At 63.6% G+C, this 14,705-nt stretch carries 13 protein-coding genes; 5 read left to right on the top strand and 8 right to left on the bottom strand.

Annotated features, from left to right (window positions below):
* Positions 1 to 5 precede the first annotated feature (5 nt).
* Complete coding sequence (locus KG722_RS05980; RefSeq protein WP_213270719.1) at positions 6 to 1,589, bottom strand: PQQ-dependent sugar dehydrogenase; 1,584 nt, start codon at positions 1,587 to 1,589, stop codon at positions 6 to 8.
* Positions 1,590 to 1,800: 211 nt separating this feature from the next.
* Here KG722_RS05980 and KG722_RS05975 point away from each other — a divergent pair, with 211 nt between their 5' ends.
* Positions 1,801 to 3,057, top strand: a complete 1,257-nt coding sequence (locus tag KG722_RS05975) for a multidrug effflux MFS transporter (protein ID WP_300998262.1) — start codon at positions 1,801 to 1,803, stop codon at positions 3,055 to 3,057.
* Between the two features lie 7 nt (positions 3,058 to 3,064).
* Here the strand turns inward: KG722_RS05975 and rimK are convergent, their stop codons facing one another.
* Together rimK and KG722_RS05965 are read right to left on the bottom strand one after the other, a co-directional pair.
* A complete protein-coding gene (gene rimK / locus KG722_RS05970) occupies positions 3,065 to 4,453 on the bottom strand; it encodes a 30S ribosomal protein S6--L-glutamate ligase (protein WP_213270717.1) in 1,389 nt (462 codons plus the stop codon).
* Positions 4,454 to 4,536: 83 nt separating this feature from the next.
* Positions 4,537 to 6,606 (bottom strand): protein meaA, encoded by a 2,070-nt coding sequence (locus KG722_RS05965; RefSeq protein WP_366910122.1) that lies wholly within the window; start codon positions 6,604 to 6,606, stop codon positions 4,537 to 4,539.
* Positions 6,607 to 6,683: 77 nt separating this feature from the next.
* Between KG722_RS05965 and KG722_RS05960 the strand changes: the two genes are divergently transcribed.
* A complete protein-coding gene (locus KG722_RS05960; protein ID WP_213270713.1) occupies positions 6,684 to 7,214 on the top strand; it encodes a hypothetical protein in 531 nt (176 codons plus the stop codon).
* Here the strand turns inward: KG722_RS05960 and KG722_RS05955 are convergent.
* A complete protein-coding gene (locus KG722_RS05955; RefSeq protein ID WP_213270711.1) occupies positions 7,211 to 8,101 on the bottom strand; it encodes an aminotransferase class IV in 891 nt (296 codons plus the stop codon). The two genes, KG722_RS05960 and KG722_RS05955, sit on opposite strands and share 4 nt — an antisense overlap.
* Positions 8,102 to 8,257: 156 nt before the next feature.
* Between KG722_RS05955 and ccrA the strand changes: the two genes are divergently transcribed.
* Genes ccrA through KG722_RS05940 form a run of 3 tightly spaced genes read left to right on the top strand, consistent with a single transcriptional unit; the run spans position 8,258 to position 10,425 of the window.
* Positions 8,258 to 9,529: a crotonyl-CoA carboxylase/reductase gene (ccrA, locus tag KG722_RS05950; RefSeq protein ID WP_213270709.1), complete on the top strand. Its 1,272-nt coding sequence runs from the start codon at positions 8,258 to 8,260 to the stop codon at positions 9,527 to 9,529.
* Positions 9,530 to 9,534: 5 nt separating this feature from the next.
* The gene (locus KG722_RS05945) at positions 9,535 to 9,891 is read left to right on the top strand and encodes a nuclear transport factor 2 family protein (RefSeq protein WP_300998260.1); all 357 of its coding nucleotides are present in this window, start codon (positions 9,535 to 9,537) and stop codon (positions 9,889 to 9,891) included.
* A gap of 60 nt (positions 9,892 to 9,951) precedes the next feature.
* The gene (locus KG722_RS05940; RefSeq protein WP_366910118.1) at positions 9,952 to 10,425 is read left to right on the top strand and encodes a shikimate kinase; all 474 of its coding nucleotides are present in this window, start codon (positions 9,952 to 9,954) and stop codon (positions 10,423 to 10,425) included.
* A gap of 102 nt (positions 10,426 to 10,527) precedes the next feature.
* Here the strand turns inward: KG722_RS05940 and KG722_RS05935 are convergent, their stop codons facing one another.
* From KG722_RS05935 to KG722_RS05920, 4 genes are all read right to left on the bottom strand, one after another.
* Entirely contained in the window at positions 10,528 to 11,820 is a 1,293-nt protein-coding gene (locus KG722_RS05935; RefSeq protein WP_300998259.1) for an adenylosuccinate synthase, read from the bottom strand.
* Between the two features lie 87 nt (positions 11,821 to 11,907).
* Positions 11,908 to 12,486 carry an acyloxyacyl hydrolase gene (locus KG722_RS05930; RefSeq protein WP_213270705.1) on the bottom strand — a complete coding sequence of 193 codons (579 nt, stop codon included), beginning with the start codon at positions 12,484 to 12,486 and terminating at the stop codon, positions 11,908 to 11,910.
* Between the two features lie 102 nt (positions 12,487 to 12,588).
* Complete coding sequence (serA, locus tag KG722_RS05925; protein WP_213270703.1) at positions 12,589 to 14,184, bottom strand: phosphoglycerate dehydrogenase; 1,596 nt, start codon at positions 14,182 to 14,184, stop codon at positions 12,589 to 12,591.
* Positions 14,177 to 14,698, bottom strand: coding sequence for a GNAT family N-acetyltransferase (locus KG722_RS05920; RefSeq protein WP_213270701.1), 522 nt, complete (start codon positions 14,696 to 14,698; stop codon positions 14,177 to 14,179). Before KG722_RS05920 ends, serA begins: the two co-directional genes overlap by 8 nt.
* Positions 14,699 to 14,705 lie beyond the last annotated feature (7 nt).

The raw sequence follows: 14,705 nt of genomic DNA, 5'->3' as shown, positions 1-14,705 counted from the left end.
GCGCCTTACGGGGCGCCCTCGATGCGGAAGATGCTCCCGCCATAGGAGACGATGTAGATCTCTCCGTCATTGCCCCGGCCAAAGCTCGATATCGAGCTGAGCGTGCCTGCGTCGGGCACCAGATCATCATTGAGCCGCGTGAACTGGCTCGACGCCAGCGTCTGGCCAACCGTCAGCGAGGAGACAGGCACCGACCACACATTGCCGCTGATGAAGTCGCCGAAGATGTAGTGGTTGCGGATCGGGCCGATATTGCCGCGATAGACATAGCCCCCGGTGATCGAGCGGCCGAGGCTGGGTGTTGTGTTGTGGCTGTATTCGGCCACAGGCGGTGTGAAGCTGGCAGAGTCGGCACCGGTATAGGAGGCAGTGCCCTCCCGCACGGCCCAGCCATAATTGACGCCTGCATCGCCCGGTCGCATCCGGTTGATCTCCTCACGGGCCGACTGACCGACATCGGCGATGAAGAGGTCGCCGGTCTGGGGATCAAAGCTCGACCGCCAGGGATTGCGCAGACCGATCGCAAAGATCTCCGGCGCCCCGCCTGCCCCCCCTGGAAACGCATTGCCCGAAGGAATGCGGTAATCGCGATTGGCATCGCCGGGAAAATCATCGCCCGACACATCGATCCGCAGGATCTTGCCGAGCAGGGAGGCGGTGTTCTGGGCGTTCAGTTCTGCGTTCGCTGTCCGCCCGCCCCCGTCGCCGGTCGCCAGATAAAGGAAACCATCATTGCCGAAACCCAGCCAGCCGCCATTGTGGAAGGCGTCGACCTGGGTAATCGTCAGGATGACATCCATGGTCGACACATCGACGACCAACGGATTGTTGATGACCGTCTGATAGCGGCGGATTTCGGTATTCCCGGAGGTATTGGTGAGGTTCACATAGACCCGGCGATCGGTGGTGAAATTCGGAGAGAAGGCAATGCCTACCAGGCCCTGCTCGCCCTGGGTTGCCACACTGCCCGAGACATCCAGAAAGTTGACGCCTTCGATCGTCCCTGTATCGGGGTTCAGCACGCGGGCAAGGCCGCCCTTCTGAAGAACAACGACCCGGTCCGTACCCGGAATACCTTCCACATAGAGGGGCGCGGTGAAACCGGTTCCAACCCGGCGCAGCGCCATGCCGGTCACTGTCTCGTCGACATCCTGCACCCGGATCTGCACGGCCAGCGTGTCCGTGCCGCCGCGCCCGTCACTCACCCGGAAGCTGACCTCATAGGTGTTGTCGCCATTGGCGTCCTGGGGCGCTTCAAAGTCGAGCGCGGCGCCGAGCGACAGCACGCCGGTGCTGGCATTGAAGCTGAACCGGGCAGAATCCCCGCCCGCCAGCATCTCGCGGGTCAGCGTGTCGCCGTCCGGATCGGTTGCCGTGAGAGTGTAGACTGCGCCGGTCACGCCTTCATTGATGTTGACGCTCGCGGCCGAGGAGATCACCGGTGGCCGGTTTGCCGCCGGGGGCGGCGGAGGCGGAGGGGGCGGCGGGCTTGTGCTGCCCCCGCCTCCACCACCACAGGCCTGAAGGGCAATCATGCTGGCGGCGGCAAGGCCGACCCAGCGCGCGGTCCGGAATGTCTTTTGTTTCATGGATTTGATCCCTATCATCCCCCCAGAGCCCCCTTAAGTGTACAATTGGCAAGGATTTTATCCGCTGCCGCGAATTTGTTTGCAGCCGACTCTGGCCAAGCGCGAATTATGGGTCCAAAAGGCGGCCAAGTTGACGGGCGGACCGGCAGTCTCCAGGCGCTCGCCAGATTTTTGGCCGGATTTTTGGCCGGATGTTGGAAAGACCGGACGGATGGATGGACGTGAAGCGGGCGAGGCCGGGGGCCTTCACGCGCCCCCGCCGACAGGCATGCGGAAAGTGGAATTCGTGGCCATCGTTGCCGGGCTCATGGCCCTCAACGCGATCGCCATCGACATCATGCTGCCCGCCTTGAGCGAGATCGCCCGCGCCACCGGCCTGACGGCAGAGGGCGGCGACCAGAACCGCCAGCAGCTGATCATCTTTGCCTATGTGCTCGGCTTTGGCGCGCCACAGCTGATCTGGGGCCCGATCACCGACCGGTTCGGCCGGCGCGCGCCGCTGTTCATCGGGCTCATCGGCTACGCGCTCACGGCCCTGCTCTGCGTGTTCGCGCACGACTTCTGGGCGCTGCTGGCCGCCCGCTTCCTGCAAGGGGTGTTCGCGTCGGGCGCCCGTACGGTCGCAGCCGCCGTGGTTCGGGACCTTTTCGCCGGGCGCGCCATGGCGAGCTTCATGTCCCTCGTCATGACGGTGTTCATGATCGTGCCGATCATCGCCCCGGCCATCGGCCAGCTCATCCTCTATGTCGCCCCCTGGGAGGGCATCTTCATCGTGCTCGCTGTCTGGGGCGCGGCCATGCTGGTGTGGACCTGGTTCCGCCTGCCCGAAAGCCTGCCCAGGCAAGCGCGCCGGTCGCTCGAGATCGGAAGCGTTCTGGCAGCCTATCTGCAGGTCATCCGCACACGGGTGAGCTTTGGCTACATGCTGGCCTCAGGCCTCGTCTTCGGCTCGCTGTTTGCGTTCATTGCCTCGTCGGAACAGGTCTTCCGCGACGTGTTCGATCAGGGCGATACCTTCGCCTACTGGTTTGCCGGCATTGCCGCCGCGCTTGCCGTCTCGAACTTTGCCAATTCACGCCTGGTCGAGAAGGTCGGCATGCGCCGCATCAGCCATATCGCCCTCTTCACCTTCATTCTCTCGTCACTGGTACTGACGCTGACAACGCTTGTGTGGGGAGAAAACCTCGCAGTGTTCTTCCCGCTGTTTGCCATCGGCTTTGCCTGTTTCGGCATGATGGGGTCAAACTTCTCGGCCCTTGCGATGGAGCCGCTCGGCAGGATTGCGGGCACCGCGTCGGCCGCCTACGGCTTTGCCACCACGATGATCTCCAGCATCATCGGCATGATCATCGGTTCGCAGTTTGACGGCACAACCGTGCCCCTGACGCTGGGCTTTGCCACCCTTGGCGGCGCCTCCCTGATCGTGATCCTAGTGACGGAAAAAGGCCGGCTGTTCAGCCGCAACTGATCCGGCGTCAGAGCGGCTCGCGATGGCGCGAGAGTGGACGCACGACCGTTTCCAGGTGTTCGATGATGCGGGCGGCAAGGTCCTTGCCGGTCGCCTTCTCGATGCCCTTGAGGCCGGGGGAGGAATTGACCTCCAATACCTTCGGTCCGTCCCTGGTCTGAAGAAGGTCGACCCCCGCCACTTCCAGCCGCAGAACCTTGGCTGCCTCCCTGGCCACATCCCGCTCCTGAGGGGTGAGCCGCGCTTCGCTCGCTGTGCCGCCGCGATGAAGGTTTGAGCGGAACTCCCCCTTCTCTGCCTGGCGGCGCATCGCGCCCACCACCTTGCCGCCCACAACAAAGGCGCGGATGTCAGCCCCGCCGGCTTCCTCGACAAATTCCTGAACCAGGAAATTTGCGTCGAGCCCCCGGAACGCGTCCACCAGCCGCTCGGCCGACTTGCGGGTCTCGGCAAGAAGTACCCCCTTTCCCTGCGTCGAGGAGAGGAGCTTCAGAACGATCGGCGCTCCGCCCGCGAGCGCCACGAGCCCGGCGGTATCCTTCGGGCTATGGGCAAAGGCCGTGATTGGCATGGCGATCTTCGCCCGCGCCAGCATCTGATGGGCAAGCAGCTTGTCGCGCGAGCGCCCGATAGCCCCGGCCGTGTTCAGACAGAAGGCACCGGTGTTTGAGAACTGGCGCAGCACAGCCATGCCATAGTCCGTGATCGTCGCGCCAATGCGCGGGATCACAGCGTCATAGCGGGGCAGCGCCTCGCCATCATAATGCACTTCGGCATCGACCGCGCCGATGCGCATATAGCAGCGCGCCGTATCGATCACCTCGATCACATGGCCGCGGCTTTCGGCGGCCTCGATCAGGCGGCGGGAGGAATAATTCTTCGGCTCGCGCGTCAGCAGCGCAATTCGCAAGGGCCGTTTCACCGGCTTGCGGCGCGGCAGGCCCTGATAGGTCTGATAGCTCAGCGCGGGCTGGAGAAAGGACGCATTCGGATCAATGATCCAGCTTGGCTGGATCGCCGCGCGGCCAAGCAGCATCCGGTAGGTCATGGTCTCGCGGTTCGACAGTGTCAGCTGGATCGGCCAGGTGAGCCCGCCCATCCCGGCATGGGTCTCGATGACATAACGCAGCTCCCGCTCGCCATTGGAGCTGGCAACTTCGCGCCGGTCGACCACCGGGGCCGAGCAGGTGATCTCCAGGGAGGGATCACCCGGATCTGGCTGGATCAGGAAGCGCACCTGGGGCGCGTGGGCGGGCCCGAACGGCTCGATCACGCTGGCATGCAGGGCTGACGTCTTGGCGCCGGTGTCAATCTTGGCCTTGATGGCGGGCAGGCCCAGCTCACCTAGCGCGATCCATTCTTCCCAGCCGAGCTGGAACGGGGCAGCAGAGGGCATGCGCAGGGTGCTCCGTCATCTGACTTCGCCCCCGTTAGTCTGCTTTCGGCCCGGCCCGCAAGGCCAGCTACAGACTCCTGGACTTATCCTTTCACAAGCCACGCTTTTTCAACAAGGCGGGTGACGTCGCCCATGATTTCCGTGATGCGGAAATCCTTGGGCGTGTAGACCGCCGCCACCCCCATCTGGCGCAGGGCCCGGCCATCTTCGGGCGGGATGATGCCGCCAACGACCACGGGCACATCGTCAAGACCCAGCTTGCGCAGCTCCGCGACCGTCTCGCGCACGAGGTCAAGATGACTGCCCGAAAGGATGGAGAGACCGACGACATGGGCTTTGGCGTCCCTGGCCTGGGCGGCAATTTCGGCGGGCGTGAAGCGGATGCCTTCATAGACAACCTCCATGCCCACTTCGCGGCCGCGCGCGGCGATCTGCTCGGCGCCGTTGGAGTGGCCATCAAGGCCGGGCTTGCCGAGCACATATGTCAGGGTACGGCCCAGCGCCTCTGAGACGCGGGCGACCTGCGCCCTCACCTTTTCGACATCTTCTTCGCCGCTGCTTGGAACGACGAGGGCAACGCCGGTCGGCGCGCGGAATTCGCCGAACACTTCGCGAAGCACCGTGCCCCATTCGCCGGTGGTGACGCCTGCCTTGGCGCAGGTGATCGAGGGCTCCATGATGTTGCGGTTCTCGGCGGCGGCGGCGCGCAGTCCGGCGAGCGCGGCTTCGGCCGCGCCATTGTCCCGCGCGGCGCGCCAGGCTTTCAGGTCACGCACCTGCGCGGCTTCTTCGGCCGGGTCCACGGTCTGGATCGCGCCGTCGCCTGCGCCCAGCGGGCTGGCCTCGGTTTCGGTAAAGCGGTTGACGCCGACCACCGTGAGCGCGCCGGACTCGATTGCGCGTATACGGTCGATATGCGCGCTGACAAGGCTTTCCTTCATGAAGGGGATCGCCGCCTGCGCGCCGCCGATCTCGTCGATCTGCGCCAGCGCGGCGCGGGCCTTTTCCTTCAATTCCTCGGTCTTGGCAGTGATGACATGGCTGCCATCGAAGATGTCTTCAAATTCCAGAAGGTCGCTCTCATAGGCGAGGATCTGCTGCAGGCGCAGCGACCATTGCTGATCCCAGGGCCGCGGCAGGCCCATTGCCTCATTCCAGGCAGGCAGCTGCAGCGCGCGGCAGCGGGCGCGCTTGGAAAGGGTGACGGCGAGGGCTTCCATCAGGATGCGGTAGACATTGTTTTCCGGCTGCGGCTCGGTCAGGCCCAGCGAGTTCACCTGCACGCCATAGCGGAAGAGCAGCGCCTTGGGATCGGTGACGCCATAACGCTCCCGGCCGATTTCCTCCCAGAGATCGACAAACGCCCGCATCTTGCAGAGTTCTGTTACGAAACGCACTCCGGCGTTCACAAAGAAGGAAATCCGGCCAAACACGGTCTCAAAGTCTGATTCTGGAACTTGCCCGCCGGCTTTCACCGTATCGAGCACCGCAATGGCCGTCGCCAGTGCATAGGCGAGCTCCTGTTCCGGTGTCGCGCCCGCTTCCTGCAGGTGGTAGGAGCAGACATTCATCGGGTTCCATTTTGGAACTTCCAGATAACACCAGCTCACCATATCGCCGATCAGGCGCAGCGAGGGCTCGGGCGGAAACACATAGGTGCCGCGCGAGAGATATTCCTTCACAATGTCGTTCTGCGTCGTTCCGCGCAGCTTTTTCCGGTCATCGCCGCGCTCATCGGCGAGGGCCACATACAGCGCCAGCATCCAGGCCGCCGGCGCATTGATCGTCATCGAGGTATTCATCGTCTCCAGCGGCAGCTCGGCGAAGAGCTCGCGCATGTCGCCCAGATGCTTGACCGGCACGCCCACCTTGCCGACCTCGCCCCGGCTGAGGATATGGTCGGCGTCATAGGCTGTCTGGGTCGGCAGGTCGAAGGCGATGGAGAGGCCGGTCTGGCCTTTGGAGAGGTTCAGCCGGTAGAGTTCATTGGATTTTTTCGCCGTGGAATGACCCGCATAGGTGCGGAATATCCAGGGCTCGTCCGGCTTGTGCTGATACTCTTTGGTGGCTTTTGTCATCGTTTTCTGGCCTCCCCTATGCTGCGGCGCAACATGGCCGAGCGCCTCATGGCTGGCAAGCCGCCCGTCTGCCACACTTGCAGCCCGCCGCGCCAATTGCCACCTACCCTGCACCAGACCAGAGGACCTCGCCAGAGCCCCGTGCCCCAGACATGACCCAGCCCCGCGCCACCCTCCAGACCGCGCTCACCCTGCGCCTCGCCTCGCTGCTCGCCTTTCCCGCCGGCGCCGCGCTGATGGCGATCTTCCAGCGCAGCCCGCTGGCGCTCGCGCTCCTCACCGCCGCAATGCTCGCCGTCAGCCTTTATGAACGCCGCCGCATGGCCAGTGCCGCGGGCGCGCAGACCGCCATCTCCGGCGCGTCCCTGCTCACCGGTTTCGGCTTCCGCCTCGGCCTTCTGATCGGCATTTTCATCCTCACGGTCGGCGTGCTCGCCCTCTTCCGGGATACCTCGCTCGCGCGGCAGCTCGCCGCCATCGACCTTGCCCTGATCGCCTTGCCGGCAGGCATCGCTCTGATTGCCAACGAAATCAGCGCCCGGATCGCCGTGCGCGAGTTCTCCGAAGTGCGCTCCCAGCTCAGCGCCGCCTTCACCCGACCAGGCGGCCCGGCAGGCGGAGACGGAGACGGAGACATCATAGAAGGCGAAATCATCGATCCGGAAGGACCGCCCCGCGCCTAGTCCCGGTCAAACACGAACGGCGCTGCCACCGGCACATCCGCGCCCATCGCCTCATAGTAAAGCCGCTGCACCCTGCGCGTCACCGGCCCCGGCCGCCCCTCGCCCACAGGCCGCCCGTCCAGCGTCACGACCGGCGCCACCATCGCCCCGGCCGAGCTTGTGAAAACTTCTGCGGCGTTAACCGCCTCTTCCGGCGTGAAGGCGCGCTCGGTGATGGTAAACCCACCCGCCTCGCGCAGCTTCATTACGCCCGCGCGTGTAATCCCCGAAAGGATTGCGGGCGAGAGGTCGCGCGTGATGATCTCACCCTCCCCCGTCACGATCCAGGCATTCGCCGAGGCCGCTTCGGTGACAAACCCGTCCTCAACCATCAGGGCCGTATCGGCGCCGTGCCCCCTGGCTGCCCGGTAGGCCAGGGCCTGGGAGAGCAGCTGCGTCGTTTTCATGTCCCGCCGCTTCCAGCGCATGTCTTCCAGGAACACCGCCGCGATGCCCTCGCGCGCGCCCGCTCCGATCAGAGGCCTGGCATCGGCATAGGCAAACACTGTCGGCACGAACGCCTGCGGCCCGGCAAAGTCGCGCGCGTCATAGGCCCCGCCCGTCACCTGCAGGTAGACCAGCCCCTCCACGAGATCATTATGGGCGATCAGCTCCCGGTGGAGGCTCGCCCAGCCCTCGGCCGAATGCGGATCGGGAATGGAAATCCCCGCCAGCGTGCGCTGCAGCCGGGCAATATGGCCCTCCAGATCGACAAACCGGCCGCCATAAACCGCCGTCACCTCATAAGCGGCATGGGCAAACAGGAAGCCCCGGTCCAGCGGGGAAACATGCGCCTGCATCAGCGGCAGAAGGGCGCCATTGAGGTGAACCAGCTGGCAGATCGTCATGACTTAAATGCCTCAGGGGAAGGGAACATCGATTGTGCAGCGCAACATTGACCTTGCGAAGCCTCACAACACTTGCCACTGTGCCCGCGCCGGACGGGGCTGTGAAGACGCCGCATAGAGCGAGCCCGCCCCCGCCCGAATGACGGAGGAAGGTCCATGACGACTGAAACGGCAGGACGGGTTAAGAAAGACATCTATGAGGTGGGCGAGATCCCGCCTGAATTCCATGTACCGAAAATGATGCACGCCTGGACGATCCGCAAGGAACGTCATGGCAGACCGATGACGGCCATGAAGGTCGAACAGGTCCCCGTGCCTGAAATCGACTCCGACGAAGTGCTCGTTCTCGTCATGGCGGCAGGCGTCAATTACAACGGCATCTGGGCTGCGCTTGGTGAGCCGGTTTCGTATTTCGACAGCCACAAGGACCCATATCAGGTCGCCGGCTCAGATGCTTCCGGTATCGTCTGGGCGGTCGGCAAGCGCGTCACCCGCGTCAAGCCGGGCGACGAAGTGGTCATCCATTGCAATCAGGATGACGGCGATGACGAGGAATGCAATGGCGGCGACCCGATGTTCTCGCCAAGCCAGCGTATCTGGGGCTACGAGACGCCGGATGGCAGCTTTGCGCAGTTCTGCCGCGTGCAGGCCCGCCAGTGCATGCCACGCCCCAAACACCTCACCTGGGAAGAAAGCGCCTGCTACACGCTCACCCTCGCCACGGCCTACCGCATGCTGTTCGGCCACCGGCCGCACATCGTGAAGCCGGCCGACAACGTTCTCGTCTGGGGCGCCTCGGGCGGGCTTGGCTCCTTCGCTGTCCAGCTCTGCGCGGTCACCGGTGCCAACGCCATCGGCGTCGTCTCGTCTGAAGACAAGCGGGACTATGTGCTCTCCCTCGGCGCCAGGGGCGTGATCAACCGGAACGACTTCAATTGCTGGGGCCAGCTGCCGAAGGTCAACGGGCCGGAGTTCACCGACTATATGAAAGAGAGCCGCAAATTCGGCAAAGCCATCTGGGACATCACCGGCAAGAAAGACGTCGATATCGTCTTTGAACACCCCGGCGAAGCCACCTTCCCGGTCTCGGTCTTCGTGGTGAAGCGCGGCGGCATGGTGGTTATCTGCGCGGGCACGTCCGGCTTCAACCTCACCATGGACGCGCGCTTCCTCTGGATGCGGCAGAAGCGCGTACAGGGCTCCCACTTTGCAAACCTGAAACAGGCCAGCGAAGCCAACCAGCTCGTGCTCAACCGGCGCATTGACCCCGGCATGTCGGAAGTCTTCCCCTGGGGCGATATTCCGCTGGCGCACGAAAAGATGCTCGACAACAAGCACCTGCCCGGAAACATGGCCGTCCTTGTCACCGCGCCCAAGCCGGGCCTGCGCACGGTAGAAGACGTGCTCGCCGTCAACGGCCAGGCTTGAGGGCCATGCTCACAAGGAGCTTTGCCGAAAGCTTCGCGCGTGACTGGCTCGCCGCCTGGAACGACCGCGACATCGAGCGCATCTTGTCTCACTATAGTGAGGAGATCATTTTCCATTCCCCGCGCATTGCGCGGGTGATGGAGAACGAAGCCATGAGCCTCTTCGGCAAGAAGACGCTGCGGGATTACTGGACCAAGGCGCTCGCCCTCGCCCCGCAGCTTTTCTTCGAGCTTGACGACATCCTCGTCGGGTCAGATGCCATCACCATTCTTTACACGAACCATCGCGAAGAGCTGGTGGCCGAAACCTTTGTCTTCGGCCCCGAAGGCAAGGTCGTGCGCTCAATCGCGGCTTATCGCTGAAAGGATACCGCCCTGCGCCTGATCTTCATTTATGGCGAGGCCGCTGCCGGCAAGCTCACCGTGGCACGGCACCTGGCAAGACAGACGGGGCTCCCCCTCTTTCACAATCATCTCGTGGTCGATGCAGTGGCCTGCGTCTTCCCATTTGGTTCTGAAAACTTCATACGCCTGCGCGAGCAATTCTGGATGGATGTGTTCAGCGCGGCGGTGGCCGAAGACCGCTCGTTGATCTTCACCTTCGCGCCCGAACCCACCGTCGAGCCGGGCTTTCCGCAAGCGGTGAAAACCCTGGTGGAAAATTCCGGCGGCGAGATGATCTTCATTGCCCTGACCGTCAGCGCGCAGGAGCAGATGCAGCGGATCGCCAACTCCAGCCGCGCAGAGTTCGGCAAGTTGCGCTCGCCAGAGCTTCTCAGCGAATTGAAAGAAGCCTTCACCGCTTCGATGGCCGCGATGCCGCCCGCAGACATCGTGATCGACACCGACCAGACCTCACCAGCCGAAGCGGCAGCCGAAATCCTGGCGCGCCTCTGAAACGAAACACGCCAGCGAGGTTGGAGTTATTGGAGTTTTCAGGCCCGCCATTGGCGTTTTTTTGGAACTTTCTGGCCCCTTGTCGACGGGACAAGGCGCTCCTTATCCCTCAAACGGATCGCGCATCAGGATCACGTCTTCCCGCTCCGGCGAGGTCGAGACGAGCGCGCAGGGCTTGCCGACGAGTTCCTCAAGGCGGCGCACATAGACAACCGCTTCGGGCGGCAGGTCCGTCCAGCTGCGCGCGCCCCGGGTGGAGCCGCTCCAGCCTTTGAGGATCTCGTAAACCGGCTCGACCGCGGCCTGGTCGGTCAGCCCGGCGGGGTAGTAATCAATGGTCTTGCCGTTCAGCCGGTAGGCCGTGCAAACCTTGATTTCTTCAAATCCATCAAGGACATCGAGCTTCGTCAGGGCGAGGCCGTTGACGCCCGAAGTGGCGCAGGCCTGGCGCACCATGACCGAGTCGAACCAGCCGCAGCGTCGCGCGCGGCCGGTGTTGGTGCCAAATTCATGGCCCACCGTGCCGAGGCGCTTGCCGATGTCATTGTCCTGTTCGGTCGGGAACGGGCCGGCGCCCACGCGCGTCGTGTAGGCCTTCGCAAGGCCCAGAACATAGGAAATCGCGCCCGGGCCAACGCCCGAACCGGCCGAGGCATTGCCCGCCACCACATTGGACGAGGTCACGAACGGGTAGGTGCCATGGTCGACGTCCAGCATCACGCCCTGGGCGCCCTCAAACAGGATGCGGCTGCCCCGGCGGACCTTCTCGTCCAGCAGTTTCCAGACCGGCTGGGCATAGGCCAGAACTTGCGGCGCGATCTCCAGAAGCGCCGCTTTCAGGGCGGGGCCATCAGGCTCGGGAAGGTCGAGACCCGCGCGCAGCGGGCGGTGATGGGCGAGCAGGCGTTCGATCTTGAGGTCGAGGGCGGCAGGGTCTGCGAGGTCAGCAACGCGGATGGCGCGGCGGCCGACCCGGTCTTCATAGGCCGGGCCGATGCCGCGCTTGGTGGTGCCGATCTGGGCCGCGCCGAGCGCGCCTTCACGGGCCGCATCGATGTCCTTGTGCCAGGGCAGGATCAGCGAGGCATTGTCGGCCAGGACGAGACTTTCCGGAGACACGTCAACGCCCTGGGCGCGGATGCCTTCAATCTCGGTCAGAAAGTGCCAGGGGTCCACGACGACGCCGTTGCCGATGACAGAGAGCTTGCCCCCGCGCACCAGCCCCGAAGGCAAAAGCGCCAGCTTGAACACTTTTCCGTCGATCACGAGGGTGTGGCCGGCATTGTGCCCGCCCTGGAAGCGGACCACGACATCGGCGCGGCTGGACAGCCAGTCGACGATCTTACCCTTGCCTTCGTCGCCCCACTGGGCCCCGACGACCACGACACCTGCCATCACGATGCTCCGTTCCTAAGCCGCGGCGACAAGGGCAGCATTCGGCAGCCAATTGCAAGGGGCCTTTTGCCACCCCTTGCGAGAGGCCTATTCGCCGAACGCGTAGATCACCCGGACGCCAAGATTATCAAGGCCCTGGTTGCGTCCATTGCCGAGAATCTGGCCATGGCTGTAGTGCTCGAAGAGCAGCTGAACGCCCCACGGGCCGGAAAGGTCCCGGTTAAGCGCAAGGCTCGTCCGGAAGAGGTCGCGCGATCCAAGGAACACGGTCTGCGCCGAGACAGGATCATTGCGCGGGTCGCCCTGCGGGAAGGGAAAATCCAGCTCCCCGTCATGGACGACATAGCCAAGCCCCGGCTCAAACGACCAGCCGCCGGCAAAATCCCAGTTCCAGTAGAGCCCTGCCCCCGCAAAGCTGGTGTCGCCAGCCGTATTCAGGCTGGCCATCGCATAGGGCCGCGGGCTCCAGACCAGATCCAGAAAATCCGGAGAATTCAGGACAATCTCGCCATTGAGATTGGGCCCGTCTTCCTTGTTCGAGTTATCGCAATAGAGGACGCAGGTATTGTGCGCCGTCACGCCGAAGCGGGCTTCATCAAGCACTTGCGCAGACGCTGCGCCCGGCAGCGCGGCAAGCGTTGCGATCAGCAGGGGAATATGGCGCATGGGCAACCTTTCATGACATTCAGTTGACCAGCCATCAGCCCGTGACCCTGCCGCCGTCAAGTGTGGCCAGGCGGTCACGCCCGGCCACATCCTGCTGGCTCTTCAGAAAGACAGGACTTTGGCATACCGCACCTGCGGCAGGGCATCGAGCTTCTCGATCATCGACGCCGGCGGGGTTGAATCAATCCCGATCAGCGCAATCGCCTCCCCGCCCGCTTCCTGACGGCCAAGATGGAACGTCGCGATGTTGATCTTCGCTTCGCCCAGCATCTGGCCGAGCGCGCCGATGAAGCCGGGCTTGTCCAGATTGTTCACATAAAGCGTCACCGGCGAGAAATCGCCTTCCAGCGCCATGCCCTTCACTTCGACGATGCGGGGCTTTCCGGCAATCAGCGCGCCTGCCAGAGTGCGCCAGCCGCCCTCAGGGGAGTTCTTTGTCTGCTTGGTTTTCACCTTGATGCGGATCAGGCTGTCATAGACGGGGCTGGTCTCGGTCTTGGTCTCGGTGAGCTTGACGCCGCTCTCGGCCAGGATCGCCGGGGCAGACACCATGTTCACGTCCCCGCGCGAGGCGCGCAGAAGACCGGCCAGCAACGCCGCCGTGATCGGCTTGCGGTTCAGCTCGGAGACTTCGCCCTCATATTCGATGACCACTTCATCATAGCCATAGTCGGAAATCTGGCCTGCAAAGCTGCCAAGTTTCTCAGCCAGCTTCGCAAACGGCTTCAGGCGCGGGGCTTCCTCTGCCGTGACGGACGGCATGTTGAGAGCGTTGGTGACCGCGCCGGTCAGGATATAATCTGCCATCTGCTCGGCAACCTGCAGGGCCACATTCTCCTGTGCTTCGACCGTGGCTGCGCCGAGGTGCGGCGTGGCCACGAAATTCTTGGCGCCGAAGAGCACGTTTTCCTTGGCCGGTTCCACAGCAAATACATCAAACGCGGCGCCGGCCAGATGACCGCTTTCCAGAAGGTCGCGCACCGCCTCTTCATCAACAAGGCCGCCGCGGGCGCAATTGACCAGGATCAGGCCTTTCCTGGTCTTCTCCAGCGCTTCGCGCGAGAGGACGTTCTTGGTCTGCTCCGTCAGCGGAACGTGCAGCGTGATGAAGTCGGCCCGCTTCAGCAGACCGTCCAGCTCCACCTTCTCCACACCGAGTTCGACAGCGCGCTCCTCGGTCAGAAAGGGGTCATAAGCGACCACCTTCATCTTGAGGCCGATGGCGCGCTCGGCAACACGGCTGCCGATGTTTCCGCAGCCGATGAGGCCGAGTGTCTTGTAGGAGAGCTCGACCCCCATATAGCCGGATTTTGGCCATTTGCCGGCCTGGGTGTCATTGTTGGCCGCCGGGATCTGCCGGGCGGCCGCAAACAGCATGGCGACGGCGTGCTCCGCCGTGGTGATGGCATTGCCGAAGGGCGTGTTCATGACCACGACGCCTTTGGCAGTGGCCGCCTTGATGTCGATATTGTCGACGCCGATACCGGCGCGGCCGATGACTTTCAGATTGGTTGCGGCAGCGATCACATCCGCGTCGGGTTTGCACGCCGAGCGCACGGCGAGGCCGTCATACTCATGAATGATCTTGATCAGGTCTTCCTTGGAAAGACCGACCTTTATGTCGGTCTCGATACCGCGCGCCTTGAATATCTCGACGGCGGCGGGGGAGAGCGTGTCTCCGATAAGGACTTTAGGCATTTACGGCTCCATTGCGCCAGTCGGCGCGGGTGAGTTGATAAACGAGGCATTGGTCAGGGCCGAACGAACGCGGCCCGAGCAGTTTGAAACCAAGGGATTGGTAAAAGCGGTGCGCAGCAATATTGTCCGCCAGCGGATCGATCAGGATGTGCTGGCAGAGCGGATGGGCAAAGCAGCGGGCGAAGGCGAGATGCATCATCTGCGTGCCATAACCTTTACCGAGGCAGTCTGCTTCGCCAATCCAGATGTCGATGGCCCAGGAATGCTCGGGACAGTCTGTGCCCCAATAATGGCTTTCCTCTTCCCGGCAATCGATGGTCTGGACAAAGCCGATGGGACGGCCCTCCAGCTCCGCGATCAGGAATTCCCGCCAGGGAACATCCCGGCCGAGCTGGTTTTCCCAGTCCCATTCGTTCCAGTCATCCTCCCCGCCTGTGCCCTGCACATGCGGCTGCTCATCCCAGTGAAGGAGGCGTTGCAGGTCTGCTCGGGTGGCGGGGCGAAGACGGATCATCGGCTGC

The organism is Hyphomonas sp. (assembly GCF_018402285.1).
In the GTDB taxonomy this organism is placed as follows: domain Bacteria; phylum Pseudomonadota; class Alphaproteobacteria; order Caulobacterales; family Hyphomonadaceae; genus Hyphomonas.
Note: the sequence above shows the minus strand (reverse complement) of the source record. Positions and strands in the feature narration are given on the sequence as shown.